General features: G+C 38.6%; 20 protein-coding genes and 1 pseudogene. 19 read left to right on the top strand and 2 right to left on the bottom strand.

Annotated elements, in window-relative coordinates; all coding sequences use genetic code 11:
* The first annotated feature begins 35 nt into the window (after positions 1-35).
* The 4 genes from CHI06_RS08600 to CHI06_RS08585 all read left to right on the top strand — a co-directional run bounded on the left by CHI06_RS08600 (position 36) and on the right by CHI06_RS08585 (position 5,780).
* Entirely contained in the window at positions 36-890 is an 855-nt protein-coding gene (locus CHI06_RS08600) for a malate synthase (RefSeq protein ID WP_095248016.1), read from the top strand.
* A gap of 431 nt (positions 891-1,321) precedes the next feature.
* A complete protein-coding gene (locus tag CHI06_RS08595; protein ID WP_095248015.1) occupies positions 1,322-3,106 on the top strand; it encodes a sensor histidine kinase in 1,785 nt (594 codons plus the stop codon).
* Entirely contained in the window at positions 3,081-3,818 is a 738-nt protein-coding gene (locus CHI06_RS08590; RefSeq protein ID WP_095248014.1) for a LytR/AlgR family response regulator transcription factor, read from the top strand. Before CHI06_RS08595 ends, CHI06_RS08590 begins: the two co-directional genes overlap by 26 nt.
* Before the next feature lie 156 nt (positions 3,819-3,974).
* Entirely contained in the window at positions 3,975-5,780 is a 1,806-nt protein-coding gene (locus tag CHI06_RS08585) for a carbon starvation CstA family protein (protein WP_095248013.1), read from the top strand.
* A 54-nt stretch (positions 5,781-5,834) separates the two neighbouring features.
* Here the strand turns inward: CHI06_RS08585 and CHI06_RS08580 are convergent, their stop codons facing one another.
* The gene (locus tag CHI06_RS08580; protein ID WP_095248012.1) at positions 5,835-6,110 is read right to left on the bottom strand and encodes a CC/Se motif family (seleno)protein; all 276 of its coding nucleotides are present in this window, start codon (positions 6,108-6,110) and stop codon (positions 5,835-5,837) included.
* A 163-nt stretch (positions 6,111-6,273) separates the two neighbouring features.
* On the opposite strand from CHI06_RS08580, the gene CHI06_RS08575 reads away from it, so the two are divergent.
* From CHI06_RS08575 to CHI06_RS08550, 6 genes are all read left to right on the top strand, one after another.
* Entirely contained in the window at positions 6,274-7,371 is a 1,098-nt protein-coding gene (locus tag CHI06_RS08575; protein ID WP_095248011.1) for an ABC transporter ATP-binding protein, read from the top strand.
* Positions 7,361-8,164: an ABC transporter permease gene (locus tag CHI06_RS08570; RefSeq protein WP_095248010.1), complete on the top strand. Its 804-nt coding sequence runs from the start codon at positions 7,361-7,363 to the stop codon at positions 8,162-8,164. Before CHI06_RS08575 ends, CHI06_RS08570 begins: the two co-directional genes overlap by 11 nt.
* Positions 8,165-8,965 carry an ABC transporter permease gene (locus CHI06_RS08565; RefSeq protein ID WP_095248009.1) on the top strand — a complete coding sequence of 267 codons (801 nt, stop codon included), beginning with the start codon at positions 8,165-8,167 and terminating at the stop codon, positions 8,963-8,965. It abuts the gene before it with no gap.
* The gene (locus tag CHI06_RS08560; protein ID WP_095248008.1) at positions 8,962-10,038 is read left to right on the top strand and encodes an ABC transporter substrate-binding protein; all 1,077 of its coding nucleotides are present in this window, start codon (positions 8,962-8,964) and stop codon (positions 10,036-10,038) included. The genes CHI06_RS08565 and CHI06_RS08560 overlap by 4 nt, the downstream gene beginning before the upstream one ends.
* Positions 10,039-10,338: 300 nt before the next feature.
* Entirely contained in the window at positions 10,339-12,018 is a 1,680-nt protein-coding gene (locus CHI06_RS08555) for a M4 family metallopeptidase (RefSeq protein WP_257009213.1), read from the top strand.
* A gap of 213 nt (positions 12,019-12,231) precedes the next feature.
* Positions 12,232-13,404, top strand: a complete 1,173-nt coding sequence (locus CHI06_RS08550; protein ID WP_095248007.1) for a sulfite reductase subunit alpha — start codon at positions 12,232-12,234, stop codon at positions 13,402-13,404.
* A gap of 100 nt (positions 13,405-13,504) precedes the next feature.
* On the opposite strand, the gene CHI06_RS08545 is transcribed toward CHI06_RS08550, so the two are convergent.
* Positions 13,505-14,458 carry a sugar phosphate isomerase/epimerase family protein gene (locus tag CHI06_RS08545; protein WP_257009216.1) on the bottom strand — a complete coding sequence of 318 codons (954 nt, stop codon included), beginning with the start codon at positions 14,456-14,458 and terminating at the stop codon, positions 13,505-13,507.
* Here CHI06_RS08545 and CHI06_RS08540 point away from each other — a divergent pair.
* From CHI06_RS08540 to CHI06_RS08500, 9 genes and pseudogenes are all read left to right on the top strand, one after another.
* A pseudogene (locus CHI06_RS08540) lies at positions 14,381-15,040 on the top strand (Gfo/Idh/MocA family protein); the annotation flags it as partial. The gene CHI06_RS08545 and the pseudogene CHI06_RS08540 sit on opposite strands and share 78 nt — an antisense overlap.
* A 139-nt stretch (positions 15,041-15,179) precedes the next feature.
* Positions 15,180-16,103: a cysteine synthase A gene (gene cysK / locus CHI06_RS08535; RefSeq protein WP_095248005.1), complete on the top strand. Its 924-nt coding sequence runs from the start codon at positions 15,180-15,182 to the stop codon at positions 16,101-16,103.
* A 471-nt stretch (positions 16,104-16,574) separates the two neighbouring features.
* Positions 16,575-18,062: an extracellular solute-binding protein gene (locus CHI06_RS08530; protein WP_095248004.1), complete on the top strand. Its 1,488-nt coding sequence runs from the start codon at positions 16,575-16,577 to the stop codon at positions 18,060-18,062.
* Positions 18,063-18,133: 71 nt separating this feature from the next.
* Entirely contained in the window at positions 18,134-19,126 is a 993-nt protein-coding gene (locus CHI06_RS08525; RefSeq protein WP_095248003.1) for an ADP-ribosylglycohydrolase family protein, read from the top strand.
* Positions 19,126-20,166, top strand: a complete 1,041-nt coding sequence (locus CHI06_RS08520) for an ADP-ribosylglycohydrolase family protein (RefSeq protein WP_095248002.1) — start codon at positions 19,126-19,128, stop codon at positions 20,164-20,166. Before CHI06_RS08525 ends, CHI06_RS08520 begins: the two co-directional genes overlap by 1 nt.
* Before the next feature lie 262 nt (positions 20,167-20,428).
* The gene (locus tag CHI06_RS08515; protein ID WP_095248001.1) at positions 20,429-21,787 is read left to right on the top strand and encodes an acyclic terpene utilization AtuA family protein; all 1,359 of its coding nucleotides are present in this window, start codon (positions 20,429-20,431) and stop codon (positions 21,785-21,787) included.
* 12 nt (positions 21,788-21,799) lie between these two features.
* Complete coding sequence (locus CHI06_RS08510; protein WP_095248000.1) at positions 21,800-22,111, top strand: DUF4387 domain-containing protein; 312 nt, start codon at positions 21,800-21,802, stop codon at positions 22,109-22,111.
* A 10-nt stretch (positions 22,112-22,121) separates the two neighbouring features.
* Positions 22,122-23,048, top strand: coding sequence for a ribokinase (gene rbsK, locus CHI06_RS08505; protein WP_095247999.1), 927 nt, complete (start codon positions 22,122-22,124; stop codon positions 23,046-23,048).
* A complete protein-coding gene (locus tag CHI06_RS08500; RefSeq protein WP_095247998.1) occupies positions 23,020-23,919 on the top strand; it encodes an ABC transporter permease in 900 nt (299 codons plus the stop codon). The genes rbsK and CHI06_RS08500 overlap by 29 nt, the downstream gene beginning before the upstream one ends.
* Positions 23,920-23,921 lie beyond the last annotated feature (2 nt).

Here is a 23,921-nt window from a genome sequence, read left to right as displayed (position 1 = left end):
TAACCATTTTTTATTCTACAAGGAGGCCTAGAATATTGAATCTAATCAATAAGAAAGTTACACACAAGCTTTTTGGCATGGGTAGTATAGTTAACCATAATGATACTAGTATTGAAATACATTTCGCATCGGAAAATAAAAAGTTTGTTTTCCCCGATGTATTTGGAAAGCACCTAAAACTGCATGATAAAAGTGATGCTAATTCACTTGAAAAAATTATGCAAAAAAAGGAGATGGAACGAAAGGAGGAAGAATGGAAGAAGGAAGAGGAAAAAAACCTACAACGAAAAAATCAGGAACTTCGCTTGGAACATGAAAAACTAATGAAAAATCATAAACTTCATCTCGAATCACAAATGGTTTTTTGGTGTGACACAGAGGAACAGCATAGTTCTTTTTCAGAATGGAAGGTTTTTTCAGGCGTAATAAAAAGTGGTAATAACAAGGGGAAGCCTAACAAACCCATCCGCTTGCACCAAAATAGTGCTGTCCTGTTAACAGCAATAGATCCCAGCATGCCTGAAAAAGACAGACGTATCTTAGGTGTCTATATGGTAAATGAAGATTTTATCGGTAAACTTTGTGAAGATGGATATATTCCTGCTCATTCAAAATACAGACTCCAACTTACAGAACAGGAATCGGATCAGATGCTTTTCTGGGAGTATTATGTGAATGAAAAATCCCCCCAAAAAATGACATGGAATACTGGTAAATACCGTTATTTTGAGAATTTATGGATGGCTCAAATTTTACTTGATATAGTTTCGTTGAAAAGTGACCCAAAGGAACGAGAGCTGGCACAACAATTTTTTGAACATTTTTGTAAAATGAATCAGATAACAGATCAAGAGTTACCGAAGCCTAATGGCACATTAATGCGTATTTAGACGTTAGCCCAAAGATAATAGGATACCATGGGGACGGTTCTTGTGGACATTCGGAAGTTTTTGTGCGTGAAAAAGCCCGACTAGCGGATAGGAGCTAGTCGGGCTTTTGTGTAATTTAGGGGTAAGATCTAAAGTATGTAAGACAGAGAAAAAGCCAATTTGGGCCCTAAAATACTATTCTGTCTTTGGAAACCTCCGTTAATAACTTTACTACATAAGATTCCTAGTTATAGAATGACCATAAGAACCGTCCCCATGTAAAGCAAGAAAAAAATGGTTGATTTTTAGTGTTTCTATGACTAAACTCAATTCGATACCTTTCACAAAGACCATGGGGACGGTTCTTATGGATTTAATACATAAGATTTCTAGTTAAAGTATGACCATGAGAACCGTCCCTATGAAATGGGTTAGATAAAGGATAGGTGAAAATGTTTAATTTAGCGGCATTAATGCTTGAGAAGGTCGGAATTATTGTCATTGTTGCTTTTTTACTTTCACAAATGAAATCATTTCGTCATATTATTCAAACCGACCACAAGATAAATGAGAGAATCCTGCTTATTTTACTTTTTGGTGCCTTCGGGATCATTAGTAATTATACAGGGATTGAAGTTCATTATAATTCCATTAACAGAGTGGCGTGGCTTTCTGATTTAGAACAAGAGAGTGCGCTGGCAAATACAAGAGTGATGGGAGTTGTCATTGGAGGTTTGCTTGGAGGCCCGATAGTTGGTGTTGGTGCAGGACTGGTTGCTGGAGTCCATCGTTCCACGCTTGGCGGTTTCACCGCATTTTCTTGCGCAATTTCTACTATCTTAGCTGGAATTATCGCAGGTTACTTTGGAAAAAAAAGAAAACAGATGGGGAAACAAATCACTGCTGGATTTGCTGTCATGATAGGAATGATAATGGAATCCGTACAGATGTTACTCATTCTTGTTATGGCTAAACCGTTTGAACAAGCGTGGAGTCTTGTACAGTTCATTAGCTTACCGATGATATTCGGCAATGGATTAGGTACATTGCTGTTTATGTTCATTATAACAGCAATTAAACGTGATAAAGAACTTACCCGTGCAAATCAAACCAACCAGGCATTTCTTATTGCCGATCAAACTCTGCCATATTTTCGACAAGGATTAACTATCCATTCCTGCAGGGGAATAGCGGAAATTATGCTGAAACTAACCGATGCTGATGCTGTATCCATTACAGATGAACATCAAGTCCTAGCTCATGTCGGCGCAGCGACAGACCACCATATCCCTAAGGCAAAACCAGAGACCGGTTTGACAAAAAAAGTGCTCGAAAGCGGCAAGATTTCAATAGCAAGATCGAAGAAAGAAATTCTTTGTATTCATAATGATTGTCCTTTAGAAGCCGCAATTGTGCTGCCGTTAAAGGTTAAAAATAAAATCGTCGGTACATTAAAAATGTACTATACCGAGCCTGAAAAATTGGATAAGGTGCAGCAGGAATTAGCGGAAGGACTTGCTAATCTCTTTTCTACACAGCTGGAGCTTGCAGAAGCAGAAAAACAGACGAAGCTATTGAAAGATGCAGAAATCAAAGCCTTACAGGCACAAATCCATCCGCACTTTTTATTTAATAGTATCAATACCATCTCAGCACTTTGTCGAACAGATGCAGATAAGGCTCGTAAATTACTGTTGGAGCTCAGTTCATTTTTTCGCGGAAATCTCCAAGGAGCCAGGCAGATGCTCCTCCCGCTGGAGAATGAATTGGCGAATGTCAGGGCTTATCTATCTTTGGAACAGACCCGTTTTCCAAATAAGTACTTCATCGATTTTCAAATTGAACTAGGTCTCGAAAAGGTGCTGATTCCGCCGTTTACCCTGCAGCCATTAGTAGAAAATGCGATTCATTATGGCTTTCCTCGAAGTAAATCTGAAGGGAAAATCACCATCCGGATTTTTTCCGAAAATAATCAATTGCACATTATTGTCGCGGATAATGGAAAAGGCATTCCTGAAGAGAGGATAGAAGTGCTTGGTAAGCAAATTGTAAATTCTAAAAAAGGAAATGGCACAGCAATTTTTAATATAAGTGAACGTCTTAAAGGAATTTATAATGGTCATGCCAGTTTAACTATAAAAAGTCAAGTGGAGCATGGAACAACAGTCACGATTTCCATTCCGTTCGACTATAAAGGAGTTTTTGATCAAAATGCTGAAAGCTTACATAGTGGATGATGAACCATTAGCAAGAGATGAATTAAAATACTTGCTTATTCGCAGCAAGCAGGTGGACGTCTTAGGTGAAAGTGATTGTATGGAGGATGCCATTGCAGATATTCATGATCTAAAACCAGATCTTGTTTTTTTAGATATTGAACTAGCTGAAGATAGCGGATTGGACTTAGCAAAGCAATTAGAAAATCTTAATTCAGCTCCAGCGATTATTTTTGCTACAGCTTACGATGAGTTTGCGTATCAGGCCTTTGAATTAAATGCGGTGGATTATATTTTAAAACCCTTTGATGAAGAACGTATCGGAAAAACACTGGAAAAAATTAAAAAGATGCAAAAAATTGGGGATCAGGATCTTCCCATTAATTCCCCTTTGAAAAACAGCTACAATGGAAAAATTGCCGTCCTTGTCGATGAAAGAATTATTTTGTTAACCTATGCTGACATTGTTTATTTAGAATCCAGTGAGGGTAAGTGCACGATCGAAACAATGGACCAAAAGTACAAAGTAAGTGAGGCGCTCGTTGTATTAGAGAAAAAGTTAACTAACACCAAATTTCTTCGCGTCCACCGCAGTTTCATTGTAAACATCGATCATATCGTAGAAATAGAGCCTTGGTTTAACGCTACCTATAATTTAATCATGAAGAACGGCTCAAAAGTTCCGGTCAGCCGGACCTATGTAAAAGAATTAAAGCAGATGTTAGGGTTTTAAATTTTCTGTTTTTCATTTGTCAATTGTTGTATTTCATCTGTCGGTTTTTGCAATTCACCTTCCCATTTGTGCAAGTTATCTTGAAAATGAAATAAAAACGTTTTCATTTTGTAAGATAATGATTGTATATAAGAAGAAATGGAGGGAGAGTAAATAATGAATGCGATTTCAATCGTAGTAGGTTCAATATGTATCCTCTTAATCGTTTATCGTTTATATGGCACTTTTATGGCGGCAAAGGTTTTGAAGCTTAATGATTCAAAGCCGACACCTGCTCAGAAATTAGAAGATGGACAGGATTATGTACCTACAAATAAATGGGTTGTATTTGGTCACCATTTTGCTGCGATTGCTGCAGCAGGACCTTTAGTTGGTCCAATCCTGGCAGCACAATTCGGTTATTTACCAGGACTACTTTGGCTGTTAATTGGTGCAGTAATTGGTGGAGCTGTCCACGATATGGTCGTTCTCTTTGCATCAATGCGCAGAGAAGGAAAATCTTTATCAGAGGTTGCAAAGGAAGAACTCGGTCCTGTAGCAGGATTCTGTACAGGATTAGCGATGTTATTCATTATCACGATTACTATGGCAGGTTTGTCAATGGTTGTGTTGGGTGCACTTGAAAGAAACCCATGGGGAACATTCGCAGTTGGCATCACCATTCCGATTGCAATGGCGGTTGGATTATACCATAAAAAGACAGGCAATTTAAAACTAGCTACAACTGTGGGTTTCATTCTAATCATGGCAGCAATCGTTTGGGGACCAAACATTCAAGGTACATGGTTTGGAGATTTGTTAACACTTGAAAAAAGTACGCTTGCTCTTATTTTACCAATCTATGCATTTTTTGCGGCAGCATTACCTGTCTGGTTATTGCTGGCGCCACGTGATTATTTAAGTACATTTATGAAGATTGGCGTATTCGCAGCATTGATCGTTGGGGTATTCATTGTAAACCCAGAAGTTCAATTCCCTGCATTTACAGAATTTATTAATGGCGGGGGTCCTGTTGTTGCTGGTCCAGTTTGGCCATTTATCTCGATTACAATTGCTTGCGGAGCAATTTCAGGATTCCACGCATTCGTTGGGTCTGGTACAACACCGAAGATGATCAGCCGCTGGGGTGACATTAAAGGTGTAGCTTTTGGAGCAATGCTTGTTGAATGCTTAGTGGCAATTATGGCTTTAATTGCTGCCATCTCTCTTCAACCAGGAGATTATTTTGCTATCAATTCATCACCTGAGAAATTCGCAACACTTGGAATGGAAACAGTTGAACTTGATCAACTGGAGGAAAAGGTGGGAATGGACCTTGAAGGAAGAACAGGTGGGGCCGTTACCCTCGCTGTAGGGATGACATACATCTTCACTGCAGTTCCATTCTTCGCAAAATTAGCATCTTATTTCTATCAATTTGTGATTCTATTTGAGGCTGTCTTTATCTTAACTGCGATAGATTCAGGAACGAGGGTTGCTCGTTATCTTATTCAAGATTTCCTTGGAGACTTTATTAAACCATTAAAACGTACAGATTCAATTGGAGCAAATATCTTTGCCAGTGCATTAGCCTGCTTCGTCTGGGGATATCTTCTTTTCTCAGGGGACATCAGTTCCGTCTGGGCACTATTTGGTGTATCAAACCAATTAATGGCTTCTATCGGACTCATTGTCGGAGCGACAGTAGTCCTAAAGATTGCCGAAAAGCGCTGGTACATGCTGACTTGTCTAATCCCGCTTGCTTACCTATTTGTAACTGTAATGACTGCAGGCTACTGGATGATTAAAAACGTCTACTTCAATTCAGATAATGCTGGTTTCAGCGTATTAAACGGTATTCTATCCATTACCATGCTCATCCTTGGTATAGTAATTATGGTTGCTTCAATAAACAAATGGATTAAGCTTTGGAAAATTCCACAAAATCTATTAGTAGAACAATCGGAAAAAGAAGTAGCATAAATAACAAGCACCCATTCGACTTAATGAATGGGTGCTGTTTTTTATAGGGGTTCCTCATTGAAGCTTTGCGGAAATAGATTTAAAGAAACCGAAACCAGATAATTTAAGTATAAGTTTCTCCTTGCCTCTAATACTTTTTTGTACATAGACAGATAAATCATCGATTATAACCTCATTAAATTGGTTTAACGATTTAGGTTTTCCTGGTATAGCAACCAGCTCTTGTACACCAGGAGCACAGCAAGCCTTTACCTCAAGCGTTTTTACAGTCAATTGATTGCCCTTTGACTTAATCCACTGTTTTGATTCATTATCTAATTCAACAATCATCGATTTTCGCTCCCTTAGCTCTTTCATTAAGTATAATATAGTAGTTGGACCATGGGGACGGTTCTTATGGATTTAATTCATAAGATTCCTAGTTAAAGTATGACCATGAGAACCGTCCCCATGACACTCCATGACACTTTTTACTTATTCATAGGAGGCTTCCATGGCAAACGATATTATTATCCGTTTTGATAACGTAACAAAATCTTACAACAGTCACAGTAAAGTATTACAAGATGTGAGCTTTGAACTTGAACGTGGAAAATTTTACACATTACTTGGTCCTTCAGGTTGTGGAAAAACGACGATTTTACGTATCATTGCAGGCTTTGAAAAACCGACAAAAGGGGATATTTACATTAACGGCAAGTGTGTAAACGACATTCCAGCAAACGAGCGTCAAGTAAACACTGTATTCCAAGACTACGCCCTATTCCCGCACTTAAACGTATTTGAAAACGTGGCATTCGGTTTACGCATTAAAAAAGTAAAAGAATCTGAAATTAAAGTACGCGTAGCAGAAGCGTTAAAGTTCGTAAACTTAGCAGGTTATGAAAACCGTGAAATTACAGAAATGTCAGGCGGTCAGCGTCAACGGGTTGCGATCGCACGTGCTATTATTAATGACCCAGAAGTGATTTTACTCGATGAACCATTATCAGCACTTGATTTAAAGCTGCGGACAGAAATGCAATACGAGCTGCGTGAGCTACAGCAACGCCTTGGCAAAACGTTTATTTTCGTAACGCACGACCAAGAGGAAGCTTTAGCGATGAGTGATGAAATTTTCGTTTTAAACGAAGGGATTATCCAGCAATCTGGTACACCCGTTGATATATACGATGAGCCAATTAACCGCTTCGTTGCAGACTTTATCGGGGAATCAAACATCGTTGACGGCGTCATGCTTGAAGACTATAAAGTCAAATTCGCTGGAAATGTATTTGACTGTGTCGACGGCGGTATGAAGCACAATGAAAAAATCGATGTTGTCATTCGTCCAGAAGACCTGCACATCACATCGCCAGAAGCAGGTAAAATTGGTGTTCGCGTCGATACGCAGTTATTCCGCGGTGTACATTACGAGCTATCAACATATGACAAGGATGGAAATGAGTGGCTTGTACACTCGCTGAAAAAGGCTGAAGTAGGTGCACAAGTAGGTCTAGATTTCGACCCAGAAGCGATTCATATTATGCGTCTAAATGAAACAGAAGAAGAATTTGACGCACGTATAGAGGCATATACGAATGAAGTTTAAGTCAAAACCAGCGTTCGTCCCATATTTACTATGGATTGCGCTCTTCGTTATTGCACCGATTGGGCTCATTTTGTATTATTCGATGCTCGATTTAAACGGAGAATTTACGCTAGTAAACTATAAAAACTTCTTTACATCAGCATACTTAACGATGACACTGACAAGCTTTTGGTATGCATTAATCATTACGTTTTTTACACTAATAATCTCTTATCCAACTGCGTATCTTTTAACAAAAACTAAGCATAAGCATTTATGGCTAATGCTCATTATCATTCCTTCATGGATTAATTTATTATTAAAAACGTATGCATTTATTGGGATTTTCGGTTTATACGGACCGGTCAATGCAATAATGAAATTTTTGGGATTCGACCCAACGCAAATTTTATTTACCGACTTTAGTTTCGTGTTTGTTGCGGTGTACATTTTTATACCGTTTATGATTATCCCCATTTTCAATGCGTTAGACAAAATGAATCCGTCATTAATTTACGCATCACGTGACTTAGGTGCTTCACCGCTTACAACGTTCCGACGCGTCATTTTTCCCTTAACCATTGAAGGTGTAAAATCAGGGATTCAAGTAACGTTCATCCCTGCTCTTTCACTCTTCATGATTACGCGCTTAATTGCTGGGAACAAAGTGATTACACTTGGTACAGCGATAGAACAGCAATTTTTAGTCGCGCAAAACTGGGGAATGGGTTCAACGATTGCCGTGTTTTTAATTTTAATTATGTTTGCAATCATGTTGTTTACGCGCACAAAGAAAAAAGGAGGTCGAGCATAAATGCGATCACAGTTAACGACTAGAGCTAAAGTATTTTTAGCAATCGTGTTTGTTATTTTATATGCACCGATCTTCTACTTGATTTTTTATTCATTTAATAGCGGCGGTTCAATGGGTTCATTTGAAGGTTTTACACTAGAACATTATCAAGCGGTATTTGATGATAATCGTTTACTCGTTATCTTAATCAATACCGTGATTGTTGCACTGCTATCTGCGTTAATAGCGACCATTATCGGAACACTTGGGGCAATTGGTATTGTTTCATTAAAAGATTACAAAATACGTAACCTCGTATTATCAATAAATAATATTTTAATTGTTAGCCCAGATGTTGTGATTGGGGCAAGCTTCTTAATTTTATTCACAATGATTGGAGTTAAGCTTGGCTTTACATCCGTATTAATTTCACATATTGCCTTCAGTATCCCGATTGTTGTGTTAATGGTCTTGCCTAAAATATTGGAAATGAATACGAACTTAATTGATGCAGCACTTGATTTAGGAGCGAATCGTCGCGATGTATTAACGCGTGTTATGATTCCCTATATTAAACCTGGGATTTTAGCTGGTTTTTTTATGGCCGTAACCTATTCATTAGATGACTTTGCAGTTACATTTTTTGTTACAGGTAACGGATTTAGCACATTGTCCGTTGAAATCTATTCTATGGCACGTGCAGGTATTTCGTTAACTGTTAATGCAATCTCGGGGCTAGTGTTTATCGTGACAGTCGGTATTGTCGTTATGTATTACTTCATTACGATGCGGTCGAAAAAAACGGAGGGCTCTACTCAATGAAATCTTTAATTCATACAATGTTGGCAATCGTTATAGCATGCGGTCTACTTTCGTTTGCTGCTTCAAAGCTTGAAGCAGCAAGCTCAACGGGTGGAAAGGACACTTTAGTCGTATACAATTGGGGAGAATATATTGACCCTGCACTCATCGACCAGTTTGAAGAAGAAACAGGCATTTCTGTTATTTATGAAACGTACGATTCAAATGAAGCGATGTTAACGAAAATTAGACAAGGCGGCTCATCCTATGATGTAGTTGTCCCTTCAGAATATACTATTGAAACAATGATTAAAGAAGATTTGTTAATAGAAATCGATCATTCGAAACTTCCAAACTTACAAAATATTGATCCTTACTTTTTAGATTTACCGTTTGACCCGAAAAACAAATATTCCATTCCGTACTTTTGGGGAACGGTTGGGGTAGTTTATAATCCTAATGAACTTCCAAAAGATATCACTTTTGATTCTTGGGACGATTTATGGGACCCAGCACTAAAAAATAAAGTATTTTTAGTTGATGGTGCACGTGAAATCATGGGTATGGGTTTAAACAGTTTAGGCTATTCGTTAAATTCACGTGACGAAAACGAATTAAGTGAAGCATTAGAAAAATTAAAACAACTAAACGGCAATGTTAAAGCGATAATTGGAGATGAGATTACACCACTAATGATTAATAATGAAGCTACAGTAGCCGTAACATTTTCTGGACAGGCAGCAGACATGATGTTCGAAAATGAAGAGTTGAATTACGCAGTACCTTCAGAAGGCTCAAACTTATGGTTCGATAACATGGTTATTCCTAAAACTTCATTAAATGTGGAAGGTGCCCATCAGTTTATTAATTTTATGCTAGATGCGCAAGTGGCTGCACAAAATACGGATTATGTAGGATATGCTATTCCAAATAAAGCAGCGTGGGAACTATTGGATGATGAAGTGGTAAACGATGAACGTTTTTACCCGCGCGAAGAAAGTCGCACAAACTTAGAAGTATATGAAAACTTAGGTCTAGAGCTGCTGGGAAAATATAACGAATACTTTTTAGAATTTAAAATGTCACTAAAGTAATTCTTTAGATAATGAATGTTAACTATAGTGAGATTATAAGAACTTAACTTCCTTATTGCTAACGATTCAGATGAAAATTGAATGTGATTTATGTTCCCTCAGACTAAGAGTTTGGGGGTTCTTTCTTGTGTCGGGAAAGCATCTATTAATCTCTAAATTGGTAAATTATACCTATTACAGTGGGTTAATTGTGCTTATTCTGTTATTTTATTTAAATATTAAAATAATTCCAATTATTCATGTTATTTGACTTTTACTAAACTATAATTAATCCCATGGAAATTAATGGGAGGTTTTTAAATGTTGAAGAAAAAGTTTATTTTACCAGTAGCACTGTCTTCTGCCATGTTGGTAGGTTCTATTCCTGTTAGTAGTGTATTTGCACAGCTGGCTGATTCGAAGGTCGCAAGCAGTGTACAAGCTTCTAAGGTGTGGAATGAGAAAGCAAGCGTACCTTTATTTGTGAAAGAGAGATTTGCAGAGAAATTCTCTTCAAGTACTTCTACCAATGCATTAAATTATTTGAAGAATAACGAGGGTAAAACCGGAATTAATAATCCAGATAAGAATTTAAAAGTGAAGAATATCCAAAAAGATAAACTTGGTATGACTCATGTTCGCTTTAATCAGGCAATAAATGGAGTGAACGTGGAAGGGTCCGAGGTTGTTGTCCATTTTAATAAGGATAATGAAGTGGTATCTGTTAATGGAAGAATAAATCAAAGTATTGATGATAATGCAGTGGATACGACTGCTTCTTTAAGTAGTGACGCTGCATTAAAGACGGCATTATCCTCTGTCAATGCTCCTGAAGAGTTAACCTATGAGCCAACTTCTGAGCTTGTTATTCTTCCATTTGAAGGGGAAAATCACACAGCTTATAAAGTGAATGTCAACTTCATGGGGGATGAACCCGGAAACTGGTTTGTGTTTGTGGATGCAAACTCAGGAAAAGTCATCGACAAGTATAATGGCTTAATGCATGCTGATGAAATGAAAACACAAAAAGGCGCTGGAAAAGGGGTACATGGTGAGCACAGGGAATTACATATTACGCAAGTAAAGGAACCGGATGCTAGAACGAAGTTTGCGTTAGCAGATTACTCTCATGCAAATCTTGAAGGAATCGTAACGTATGATGCTAAAAATGATAATACTTCTAGTAACGACACTCTCTATGTGGGAAATTCAGCTGCATTTATCGGTGACTATGATCGAGCGTTAGTCGATGCACACTATAATTCTGAAAAGGTATATGAGTATTATCTAAATGAGCATGGGCGTAATTCCCTTGATGGGGAAGGAATGGCAATCATTTCTAAAGTTCACTATGGTACAAACTATAACAATGCTTCCTGGAATGGACGTTGGATGACCTATGGTGATGGTGACGGTGTGTTCATGACTTCTCTATCAGCTGGTCTTGACGTTGCTGCCCACGAAATGACGCATGGTGTCATCACTAATTCTGCTAATTTAGTATACCGCAATCAATCTGGAGCATTAAACGAATCGTTTGCAGACGTCTTTGGTGCGCTTGTAGACGACAGTGATTGGGAAATGGGCGAGGATATTATGGCACCAGCTGCTAAAGCTGACGGTGTTAACGTATTGCGCAGCTTAAGTAATCCAAATAGTGTTGTAGTCAGCAACGTGGAAAGAAGATCATATAGTACAAATGGCGGCGTCTATCCGGATCATATGGATGAATTTTATAACATGCCAACATCTGTTGATGGCGGTGGAGTCCATGTTAACTCCTCGATTACAAACCATGCTGCATACTTGATAGGTCAAGAAATTGGAAGGGAGAAATTGGGACAAATCTACTATCGTGCCTTAACGGTTTATTTAACTCCGAATTCCAATTTTAGCGACGCACGTCAGGCAATCGTTCAGTCTGCAACTGACCTTTATGGTGAAGGCAGCGAGGAAGTGGCTGCAGCGAATTCTGGATTTGATGCGGTGGGAATTTACTAAGGTTATATAAATTTACCTATCGCATTTTAGTGTATATTATTTGGAATATTGAAGTGAGTTCCAGATTCCCTCAAACTAAAAGTTTGAGGGATTTTTTAGGTCCTGGTTGTTAATGATTACAATTATTTGTTATTGTGTGTTGAAACACACTTCTGATATGCTAATACTGTGTTATTTTCTTTATATAATACTTTTGGAGGTTGAGAAAAAATTATGCAACTAACTTTGGAAAACACAAATACCAAAAGTGATAAACTTCCATTTTCAAGGACTAATCCATTTCAAGCGAAGGTCCTAAAAAATATTAATTTAAACGGGACAGGTTCTACTAAGGAAACAAGACATATTGAATTATCATTAAAAGGTTCAGGTCTTTCTTATAACCCAGGTGACGCACTTGGCATTGTCCCTTCAAATGACCCTGAACTAGTGGCTGCCATTCTTGAAGAAATGCAGTGGGATGAAGAATCGGTTGTGACTGTCGGTAAGCAAGGTGAAACACTACCGCTCGGGAAAGCACTAACAGACCATTTTGAAATTACATTGCTGACTAGGAAGATTTTGCAGCAGGCGGCTGCGCTGACAGAAAACAGTGAGATACAAGAGCTTGTATTGGCTGAAAATGCAGGCCATCTTAAGGAATATTGTTATGGACGTGATTTGCTTGATATGCTGCGCGATTTTGGCCCTTGGAACGCATCCGCACAGGATATCGTTACATTATTAAGAAAAATGACGCCTCGTCTCTATTCAATTGCAAGCAGCAATGCCGCTAATCCTGATGAAGTTCATCTCACGATCGGTGCTGTACGCTACACGGCGCACGACCGCGAGCGAAAAGGTGTTGCCTCTATTTTATGTGCCGAACGAGTTCAGGAAGGGGAGATGCTTCCAGTCTTTGTTCAAGCAAATAAACATTTCCATTTACCGGAGACCCAAGATAAAGATATTATCATGGTTGGTCCAGGGACAGGCATTGCACCATTCCGTTCATTTATCCAGGAACGTGCAGTGAATAAAGGGGAAGGCCGTTCATGGCTGTTTTTTGGAGAGCAGCATGCAAAAGTAGATTTCCTTTATCAGAAAGAGTTGGAAAACTATCTGCAGGATGGGATATTGACAAGGATTGAAACAGCATTCTCCCGTGATACAGATCAAAAAGTATATGTACAGCACAAAATGCTTGAATACAGCAAGGAATTATTTGAGTGGTTTGAAAATGGAGCTTACTTCTACGTTTGCGGGGATAAAGAACGTATGGCAAAAGACGTTAACGAAGCACTCATTAACGTGATAGAAAAAGAAGGTGCCATGTCTCGAGAAGCAGCCGAAGTATATCTAAAAGATATGCAAAAGCAAGGACGCTATCAGCGTGACGTGTATTAAAATGTAACTATGGGTGACCATGGTGACCATGGGGACGGTTCTAGTGGTTATAAAATGACCATGAGAACCGTCCCCATGTTATTCCATGTTATTTGTTATTTTATGTCCACCACATCTGACCAATCGATTCACTTACCATAATTGGTTTTAGGTTTTCAACGGCCTTTGTAAACCCTTCTTCAATCGACATTAAGCCATCTTCATGTTCAATGCTTACGACATAGTCGTATCCGTAAAGTCGAAGTGTACTAATGATATCAGCCCATGTTTTTTGATCGTGACCAAATCCAACTGATCTAAAATACCATGCTCGGTCACGTATTTGGCTGTAATCTGTCATATCTGTTAGGCCATTTCGATTCATATTTTGCTGGTCAATAATCGTATCCTTTGCATGGAAATGGTGAATGGCATTTTCACGTCCAAGAATTTTAATTGCCTCAATGGGATCAATCCCTTGCCACCACATATGACTAGGGTCAAGGTTTGCACCGATAGCAGGTCCACACGCTTCTCTTAATTTCAACATGGTCGCAGGTGTATGGACGGAGAATCCACCATGAAGCTCTAAACCAATTTTTACATTGTGGGCTATTGCAAAATCATTCTTTTCTTTCCAATATGGAATCAGTTTTTCTTCCCATTGCCATTTTAACACCTCTTGAAAGTCATGAGGCCACGGAGTTACAGGCCAGTTTGGGTAAAGGGCATTTTCGTGATCACCTGGACACCCGGAAAATGTATTAACTACCGGAACATCCAGCTTAGAGGCTAAAACAATGGTTTTTGTAAGCACCTTGTCAGCAGGCTCAGCAATTTTCTTTTGCGGATGAAGTGGATTGGCATGGCAGCTTAATGCGCTTATAATTAATCCAGGATCTTTAATCTTTTGCTTAAAGCTCTCCAGTTTCATATCATCAAATATAAGTTCATCCATTTTACAGTGAGCATCACCAGGGTATCCCCCAGTACCTAATTCAATCGCTTCTATACCAAGGCAAAAGAAATTATTAAAAATGAAGAGCTTGGAAAAGTCCTTACCTTTAAAACAAATTTCGGACACTCTGGACCAGAACAATGGGGTGTCAATAAATCAAACACTACATGGTTTTTTAAAAAAGAGCGTTCAGGTCTGGGTGTAGCCGGAGATTTAGGGATCCACAAAATCGATTTAATTCATTTCTTACTAGATGACGAAATTGAGCAAGTCAGTGCATTTCAAGGGGCTTTAGATAAAGTAGATGAAAAAGGTCATCCGATTGAAGTATCCGACAACATCGTTTGCAGTTTAAAAACGAAAAAAGGACGTTTAGGCAATGCTTCTTTTTCCTGGACCTATTATGGAGAGGAAGATAATAGCACCATCATCTACTTTGAAAAAGGGATTCTAAAAATCTATTACAATCATGAATACCAATTGGAAGTGATTCACGATAATGGTGAGAAGGTCCGTTATCAAATCGAAAGCATCCAAACTAATGATAATCAGACAAATAGTGGTGTCATCAATGAATTTATTAACTGTGTCCGCCTCAACCGAGAACCATTAGTATCAGGGACTGATGCTCTGTCTTCTTTAAAAGTGATAGTAGGTATTATCGAGGCAGCGGAAACGAATACTGTTGTTACTATATAAAAATGGTAAAAGGGTTAGAGCCTACTATGAGTAGTGTCTAATCCTTTTTTTATGATTAGGGGTATAATATATTTGTATTCCCCCATAAGGATTTACCATGGGGGATTTTTATTAATTTATTTCGAAAGGCGGAAGGGCATTGAAACTTTACAGCTCAATTCTTGATTTAATTGGAAAAACTCCGATTGTAAAATTGAATAAATTACCTGATCCAACTGGCGGGAAAGTATACATAAAATTGGAATCATTTAACCCTGGAGGAAGTGTAAAAGATCGTGCGTCCATTAATATGATTGAACGTGCAGAAAAAGAGGGTCAATTAATTCCAGGAAAGAGTACCGTTATCGAGCCGACTTCTGGTAATACTGGTATTGGAATTGCTATGGTATGTGCGGTAAAGGGATATCATTGTATTATTACGATGCCTGATAATGCGACGCTTGAGCGTGTGAAAATTTTAAAAGCGTATGGGGCGGAAGTTCATTTAACTCCAGGAAGTTTGCGAATGCAAGGAGCGATTGATGAAGCAAACCGATTGGCTGAATCCATAAATGATAGTTTTATTCCGATGCAATTTGAGAATCCTGCAAATGCCGATGCACATCGTGAAACGACAGCAGTTGAGATTCTAGAAGCTTTTGAAGGAAAATTGGACGCCCTAGTGTTGACAGCAGGAACAGGTGGAACGGTAACAGGGGTAGGGGAAGAGCTGAAAAAGCATATTCCAAACTTGAAAATTTATGTAGTAGAACCGTTTGGATCCCCTGTGTTATCAGGTGGTGAGCCTGGGCCCCATAAAATCCCGGGAACTGGTCCTGGTTTCATTCCTAACATTTTAAATCGTGCTATTTATGATGAAATATTGCTCATTAAGGATGAAGATGCCCAAGTGACGGCACGCCGGCTTGCCGCAGAAGAAGGGATCTTTGTAGGTGCATCAGGAGCATCTTCCACATATTTTGCTGTCGAGGTAGCAAAAAAACTGCCATCTTCCACTAGAGTCCTTTGTTTAGCTCCAGACACAGGAGAACGTTATCTGTCCTCTGACTTATTTTTGGCTTGATTTTTAAAACTCATTATAAATGTTAATAAAAAACTCCTGCTAGGGGAAATATGTATTTCCTAAACCGACCCTGATTTCGTTAAAAGATATTTTACGATTTTAGGGTCTTTTCATGTTAAATCCCATGTTAAATCAATTTTTTTCTAATTTTTACTTCTCTTCATATTCCAAAACTCTAGTATTTTAAAGCGAAAAAAGTTTTTATGTACAAGAACCTACCAATGTATTTTAATTTTTATACAAAACAGTAGTTGACTTTAAAATCACTTTCAATTATCCTAAAAGGGAAAAGAATATGTAACCGGTTACATGTTGGAGTCATGTTTTTTTAGCTAATTGTGTAACCGGTACCATATTTTTGTTATATGAAGGTTAATTCTATTAATCTCAGATTATGATGAATGGCAAGGGGGGAGCATTCATTCATCGATTTTAAATTAATATTTTAAATAAATTCCAGGGGGAAAAGTAATGAGAAAATCTTTTTTAGCAATTTTAAGCTTAATTATGGTTTTTGGTTTCCTAGCAGCTTGTTCTAACAAAGAGGAAACAAACCAGGGAGATAGTAAAGACAGCGGTAAAAATGGAGGAGCAACTACGATTCGTATTGTCATGAAGGATGATAATAGCACTAACCCTGTATCAGAAAAATATTATGATGCAATTGAAAAAGGGCTTCTTGAAGATGAAAATATTAAAGTGAATTTTGAATTAGTAGATCTTCCACAAGGTAACTATGCTGAAAAGCTGAACTTACTGCTTAATAGCGGCGAAATTCCGGATATGATTTATTTCCAAGGTGGAGACCAAGCAATGGCAGAGCAAGGTTTATTAGAGGATTTACGTCCTCACATCAAGGATTCAAAATATCTAAAGGATATTATCCAACCTTATAACGAAAAAAGACTTGAAAACTATCCTTACTTATTATGGATTAAACCTCTTGCTCCTAAAGTCCCTGTTATTAGAGGAGATTGGTTTAACCAAATGGAAACTTCTAAAGCACTATTAGAAAATCCAACTGTGGATAATTACTATGCATTTTTTAAAGAGTTAGTTGAAAAAAAACCAGGCAGCGATAAACCAAATTATGCAATTACTGTTGCTGGTGACATTGCTGAAATCGATTATATGTTTGATATGGCTTTTGGAATCAATAAGACTTGGTTACAAAAAGAAGATGGTTCATACGAATACGCAAGAGTTTCTGAGCAGCAAAAAGAAAAGCTTGAATTCTATACCAAGTTATATAAAGAGGGACTTTTAGATCCTCAATATTTAACTAAACAATGGGATACAAAAGAAAAAGCATTCTTTGATGGAGAAGCAGCAATCATTCCAGGTACAGCTGGTAAAGTAATTGATATTTATGATGGTAAAATGGCTCAAGTGAGTGGGGAAGAAGCTTCATTAGTAATGTTGCCACCAGCAAAAGGTGAATTCCAAGGCTTTGGTTCTACAGATGTTACGAAAGAATCTAGAGGTATTGCCATTTCTGCAAACTCTAAGAACAAGGAACTTGTATTCAAGGTTCTAGATTATATGGCAAGCCCTGAAGGACAAATGATTGACCGTTTCGGATTCGAAGGCGAACATTATAGCACGGTTGATGGAAAGATTCAGCTTACGGATAAATATTACAGTGAATGGTTTGCGAGATTCTGGGAGCCAGTTGAATTCACTCCTGTGACTCCAATAGATGAAACTACACCTTTATTAAGTGAAACTGCTGCAAAGTCACTTGAATCTGCAGAAGTGTTCTATGAAGATGATAATAGCTTCATTATTTCAGAAGAATTTGTTGCAAACTGGGATGCCATGCAGAATTTGTATAAAGAGTTTACAACAGACATCATTACAGGCAAGCGTCCAATCTCTGACTTTGATAAATTTGTTAAAGAGTGGAACGAAGCTGGTGGAAAACAGATTACTGAACAGGCAAATAAAACATTAAAATAAGATATCTAAAGAAATAGTGGAGACAAAGTTCTCCACTATTTTTAAAAACTAGTATAGTAGGGGGTTCTCATTTGAATTTCGAACAATGGTACAAACGGGTATATGGTTGTTTAATAGGTTTATCTGTGGGCGACGCATTAGGAGCTCCAACAGAAGGTTTGGCTTTGGAAGAGATAAGAGACAAGTATGGTTGGATCACTGATTTTGTCAATGACGATCCTGTGGGTACAGATGATACTGAATACACAATGTTAACAGCAAAAATTATTTTAAAATATGGGAATAAATTAAGCTATGGGGATATGACAAGAGAGTGGACAAAATACCTTGTCTCTCAAGAAGGTGGCTTTAAAGGCGGCGGCTTTAGTGAAGTAGAGGCTATTTTTAATCTACGAAAAGGATTGACTGCACCCAACACAGGGGTGGACAATCACCAAATGTGGAGTGATGGAGTAGCCATGAGAATCTCTCCAATTGGTATTTATTGTGCTGGGAATCCTGAAGAGGCTGCTAGATTAGCTGAGATTGAAGCAAGAGTTAGTCACGACCGTGATGGAGTATACTGTGGACAAGCTTTAGCAGCAAGTGTTGCATATGCCATGACAGGAAATGACTGGAAAAAAGTGATTGAAACAGGGATTAGCCACATACCTAAAGATTCGTGGACATATCGAAAAATCAACGAGGCAGTAGAAATCGGCTCGAAGTATACGAATGTGCAAGATGCAATGGAAGAGCTCTACAATAAAATCTCAATTTTCTACTATCCTTGGGCAGATATGGGTCCGGAAGCGATCCCGCTGGCATATGGCGTTTTTGCAGCAGCGAAGGGTGAGTATATCCCGGCTGTACTAGGGGGGGTTAATATTGGAAGAGATTCTGATACGATTGCTGCGATGAATGGCGCTATGGCAGGGGCATTACATGGTGCTGATGCTGTGCCGAAGGCCTGGCAGGATCGAATCAACATTATTCGCGGGCGTTGTGTATTGGCAATGGCAGGGATAGACGTTCGAGATGTTGCAACAGATTTAACAAATGTTTTGATAGGAGGAAAAGAGTAATGTCATTTGATAATATTTACGGTTCCCTTCTAGGTATGGCAATGGGGGATTCAGTGGGCTTTGCTGCCATGTATCATAGATCGCTCGTACTTCCTCCCAAGCGAAGAAACCGATTATGGACCTTCAGCCAAATTACCGATTCTCACCGAATTAATAAAATATCATTACCCTTCACACATGCTATGAGTGAGGAATTATTAGATTTTTGCGGTACGGATGATACGGAATTTGCAATCGTTGCCGCTCAAATGATTTTGGATTGCGGGAATGAAATTACAGAAGAAAAATTACTTCATGGCTGGATGAAATATATAGTAGAAGCTGAACAGGAAATATGGAGTGGAGTAAGTGAGAGAGCTTCTATTGAAAATATCAAAAAAGGAATCCTTCCTCCAGCGTCAGGTAATGACAATCCGCATCACTATGATGATGGATCCGTTTCACGTGCTGTTCCAATCGGCCTAATCTATAAAAATCAACCAGAAAAAGCTGCCAATGCTGCACAAAAAATGGCTTCCATCACGAATGCAGAAGATGGTGTCTATGCAGCCAAGGCAATGGCTGCCAGCATTGCTGCAGCATTATCAGGAGTTACTCCACAAGAAGTGGTGGAGGAAGGATTGAAATTCATACCTGAAAATACCTGGATTCGAAGGAAAATAGATATTGCCCTAAAAGTATTAGAAGAAACCAATGGGGATGGACTTGCGGCTATTCCATTATGGCATAAACGGGTTGTTAATGCGGTATATAACTATGCAAATGTCGCTCCAGAAACACTTGCAGTTGCTTATGCTATCTTTTTAAGCACGCAAGGAGACCTGCAAAAAGGAATTCAGCTGGCAGCCTTATTGCCGAAACAGTCCGATAGTATGCCTGCAATGGTTGGTGCTCTTTCTGGGGCCTTACAGGGGGCAGGCGCAGTTCCGGAGACTTGGAAAGAAACATTGGATGAAATTAAAGGAATTTGTATCCCAAGTTTACAAGGGACATCACTGAAAGAAGTTGCTGCGAGATTAGCTAACTTTGAAAATGCCTAGAGTCTGAGAAATAGTATAAAGAAAGGGTGCACGACTCAAAAAGTGCACCTCTTCTTTCAATATTAGAAAAAATGATTTGGTACTGTAACTAATTATAGGTGTTAAAAGTGGTTGACAAGGACTATAGGTAAGCGGTAACATAAGAGTAACAATGTGTAACCGGTTACATATTTAAAAAAAGCTTTTTTTTAAACAAATGTGTAACCGGTTACACATCGATAGTCAAAGCGAGATACAAATTCCAGTTAAAAGAGGTTTTAGCATGACTAACAGTGACGTAAGAATCGTTTCCCCATGTGGGATATTAGGCTATGGATTTCCGGAAGAATCTTTTAATCGAGCGTTTGACAACGATCAACAGGTCCACGGTATCGTGGTGGATGCAGGATCGACTGATGCAGGACCGCATAAACTCGGTGCGGGAGTAGCGATTGTGAGCCGCCGTGCAACAAAAAAGGATTTGGATATCATAATAAAAAATGGAGTTCCACGCAACATTCCGATCGTGATAGGATCAGCTGGCGGAGCGGGTGCGAAGCCACATGTTGAGTGGACGCTCGATATAATTAAGGAAATCATGGCTGAGCGTGGCTTAACAGCGAAAATCGCGGTGATTTGGGCAGACTTTACACAGGAAGAAATTATGAAAGCAAACAATGAGGAGCGAGTTAAATCGCTAACGCCAAACATTCCGGACCTAACGAATGAAGTGATTCAAGAAACGAACAGCATTGTAGCGCAAATGGGACACGAACCTATTTTGGAAGCACTTCAAAACGGAGCAGACATTGTTGTGTGTGGAAGAGCGTATGATCCTTCACCATTTGCTGCAGTCGGAATTTACTACGGCAAGGATCCAGGTCTGGCTTACCACCTAGGTAAAATATTGGAATGTGGCGCTTTGTGTGCAGAACCAGGCACAACGAAGGATTGTATCGTAGGAACATTAAAGGAAGAATCTTTCACTGTTCAATCCCTTAATCCAATTCGTAAATGTTCGCCAATAAGTGTTAGTGCTCATACTTTTTACGAAAAAGAACATCCATACATTTTACATGGACCAGGCATTATATTGGATCTTAGTCAATGTGAATTTACTCAAGTGAGTGAAGGTGTTGTCGAGGTTAAGAATAGTAAACTACTAAAAAATAATCAATACTTTATCAAGTTAGAAGGCGCACGAAAGGTTGCCTATAGAACTTTTGTAATTGCCGGTGTTCGTGACCCGATTCTAGTGGAAAATATCGAAGAAGTTGAGGAGCTCGTGATCAATCAGGTGAAGAACTACTACGATGACATTCCAGAAGAAGATTATTCTATAAACTTCTATAACTATGGGAAAAATGGGGTGCTTGGAGCAAGAGAGTCAGCATCATTCCATGGGCACGAGATTGGTGTGATGTTCGAAGTTGTTGCGAAAACACAAGAGCTTGCAAGCAGTATTTGCTCTAGCGTTAGGTCGACATTTCTCCATTACGGATATGAAAACCGGAAATCAACAGCTGGAAATTTAGCTTTTCCATTTGCACCAAGTGATGTAGAGTTTGGACCCGTTTTTGAATTTTCTCTCTATCATCTAATGGAAATTACTGAAAATCCATTTGTTATTGAGTATTTGTGAGGGGATGAAAATATGGCGACTCTATTTGAACTAGCTAAAGTACTACGAAGTAAAAATGCAGGACCTTTTGAGCTGACATTCGATATTTTATTTGATTCAAAGGCAGTCTATGAGCGAGTAAAGAATTCAGGGAAAATCAATAAACAAATCATTTGTGAACTATATAACCTGACAGAAGATGAGATTGACCATCTTGTTTTCTACGATCAAGCTCTTGGAATTAAGATTACGATATTTAGAGATATTTCTTCTGGAACTGTTGGAGACCGAGATGTATATGGGGCACAACAGCATGCACCGTTAATGAATATACTGATTGATTAGGATGATGAACATGCAGAGAATAGCCGTTGTTGGAAGTATCAATATGGATTATTTTATTGAAACCGAGGTACTCCCTAAAATAGGAGAAACCGTCTTGGGTGAGAATTTCTTTTTATCCATTGGTGGTAAGGGGGCGAATCAAGCTGTAGCTGCTGCACGCCTTGGTGGTAACGTATCCTTATTCGGATCTGTTGGGGACGATGAGAATAGTGAAATCATTATCAAGAAGCTGGAAAAGGAAAATATCAATCTAGTGAATCTCCAATCTGTAAAAGGAACACCTACAGGGGCAGCATTTATTGAGCTTTGTCAAAGTGAAAATCGCATAATTGTAGTACCAGGTGCAAATGCACATACTAATATTGATTATGTACAAAGCATAGCATTAGAACTGCAAAAATTCGATGTTATCGTATTTCAACTCGAGACACCAATAGAAATGATTGAATATCTGGTTCCGGGACTTTACGAACATGGAAAAACGATTATATTAAATCCTGCACCAGCAAAAACACTAAAGCAAGAGCTGATTGAAAAAGTAACCTATATCACACCAAATGAGCACGAGTACAACATGGTTTTTAACACGAATGAATCAATGGAAGAGTTACTTAAAAAGTACCCGAATAAATTGATTGTTACATGTGGGTCAGAGGGTGTTCGTTTTTTTGATGGAAGCGAAATCAAATTAGTTCCTGCCATTAAGGTGACTCCGGTTGATACAACGGGTGCCGGAGATACATTTTCTGGTGCATTCTCTGTTGCAATTGCAGAAGGGAGCAGCCTGCAAGATAGTATTTGGTTTGGTAACATAGCTGCTGGAATATCAGTCACAAAAAAGGGTGCTCAAACTGGAATGCCCAAACGAAATGATGTGACTCAATTTGTAAAGGAAAAGGAGTATCAAGATGAAAAAGGGCATACTCAAGGAAATTAAATCAAGCTGGGTTCTCTATCTTATGCTTTTTCCAGCCCTCCTTTATTTTTCGATTTTCCACGTCATTCCAATAATCGGGATGAAGCTGGCATTTCAGGATTATCGAATAATCGGTGAAAACGTTTGGGTCGGTTGGAAGCATTTCAAAGTTTTATTTAGTTCCCCAGCCTTTATGGATGTATTACAAAATACCATTATTATTAGCGTGATGAAAATTGTGTTTTTCTTTCCGATACCGATTATTTTATCATTGCTAATCAATGAGGTAAGGGTTGGGAAGTTTAGAAAATATGTTCAGTCAATTGTTTACCTCCCACACTTTTTATCATGGGTCGTTATTGCGGGGATTTGGATCGCATTGCTGAACCCAGAAGATGGTGGAGTCAATGTCCTCCGTAACTTTTTTAATATGCCATCTCTTGATTTCATGACGAGTAAGGACCATATCCGTTGGGTATTGGTGTTCCAAGAAATTTGGCGCAGTGCTGGTTGGGACTCTATTATTTACTTGGCGGCTATTCTGAAAATTAGTCCTTCTTTATACGAAGCGGCTACCATTGACGGAGCATCCAAATTACAGCAAATGAGATATATTACGCTGCCATCTTTAACTAGTACGATCATGACAGTCTTTATTCTAAACCTTGGATTCTTCATGAATGCTGGTTTTGACCAAGTATTTAATATGATGAACGCATCTGTCATCAGTGTTATTGATATTTTAGATACTTATGTGTATCGAATTGGACTAATTAACGGCCAATACGCATATGCGACTGCAGCCAGTCTTTTCAAGGGTGTGATTGGGGTTACCTTAATCTTGGGAACACACTTTATTACAAAACGCATCACAGGTAAAGGAGTTTGGTAGGA

The organism is Bacillus sp. 7884-1 (assembly GCF_002272245.1).
Classification (GTDB): domain Bacteria; phylum Bacillota; class Bacilli; order Bacillales; family Cytobacillaceae; genus Neobacillus.
The sequence above is the reverse complement of the archived record's forward strand: the minus strand, read 5'-3'. Positions and strand labels throughout refer to the sequence as shown.

Excerpts from the sequence above, each read along its gene's own strand:
- CHI06_RS08595 (WP_095248015.1), top strand. The coding sequence starts at position 1,322 with ATGTTTAATTTAGCGGCATTAATGCTTGAGAAGGTCGGAATTATTGTC.
- CHI06_RS08590 (WP_095248014.1), top strand. The coding sequence starts at position 3,081 with ATGCTGAAAGCTTACATAGTGGATGATGAACCATTAGCAAGAGATGAA.
- CHI06_RS08585 (WP_095248013.1), top strand. The coding sequence starts at position 3,975 with ATGAATGCGATTTCAATCGTAGTAGGTTCAATATGTATCCTCTTAATC.
- CHI06_RS08580 (WP_095248012.1), bottom strand. The coding sequence starts at position 6,110 with ATGATTGTTGAATTAGATAATGAATCAAAACAGTGGATTAAGTCAAAG.
- CHI06_RS08575 (WP_095248011.1), top strand. The coding sequence starts at position 6,274 with ATGGCAAACGATATTATTATCCGTTTTGATAACGTAACAAAATCTTAC.
- CHI06_RS08570 (WP_095248010.1), top strand. The coding sequence starts at position 7,361 with ATGAAGTTTAAGTCAAAACCAGCGTTCGTCCCATATTTACTATGGATT.
- CHI06_RS08565 (WP_095248009.1), top strand. The coding sequence starts at position 8,165 with ATGCGATCACAGTTAACGACTAGAGCTAAAGTATTTTTAGCAATCGTG.
- CHI06_RS08560 (WP_095248008.1), top strand. The coding sequence starts at position 8,962 with ATGAAATCTTTAATTCATACAATGTTGGCAATCGTTATAGCATGCGGT.
- CHI06_RS08555 (WP_257009213.1), top strand. The coding sequence starts at position 10,339 with ATGTTGAAGAAAAAGTTTATTTTACCAGTAGCACTGTCTTCTGCCATG.
- CHI06_RS08550 (WP_095248007.1), top strand. The coding sequence starts at position 12,232 with ATGCAACTAACTTTGGAAAACACAAATACCAAAAGTGATAAACTTCCA.
- CHI06_RS08530 (WP_095248004.1), top strand. The coding sequence starts at position 16,575 with ATGAGAAAATCTTTTTTAGCAATTTTAAGCTTAATTATGGTTTTTGGT.
- CHI06_RS08520 (WP_095248002.1), top strand. The coding sequence starts at position 19,126 with ATGTCATTTGATAATATTTACGGTTCCCTTCTAGGTATGGCAATGGGG.
- CHI06_RS08515 (WP_095248001.1), top strand. The coding sequence starts at position 20,429 with ATGACTAACAGTGACGTAAGAATCGTTTCCCCATGTGGGATATTAGGC.
- CHI06_RS08510 (WP_095248000.1), top strand. The coding sequence starts at position 21,800 with ATGGCGACTCTATTTGAACTAGCTAAAGTACTACGAAGTAAAAATGCA.
- rbsK (WP_095247999.1), top strand. The coding sequence starts at position 22,122 with ATGCAGAGAATAGCCGTTGTTGGAAGTATCAATATGGATTATTTTATT.
- CHI06_RS08500 (WP_095247998.1), top strand. The coding sequence starts at position 23,020 with ATGAAAAAGGGCATACTCAAGGAAATTAAATCAAGCTGGGTTCTCTAT.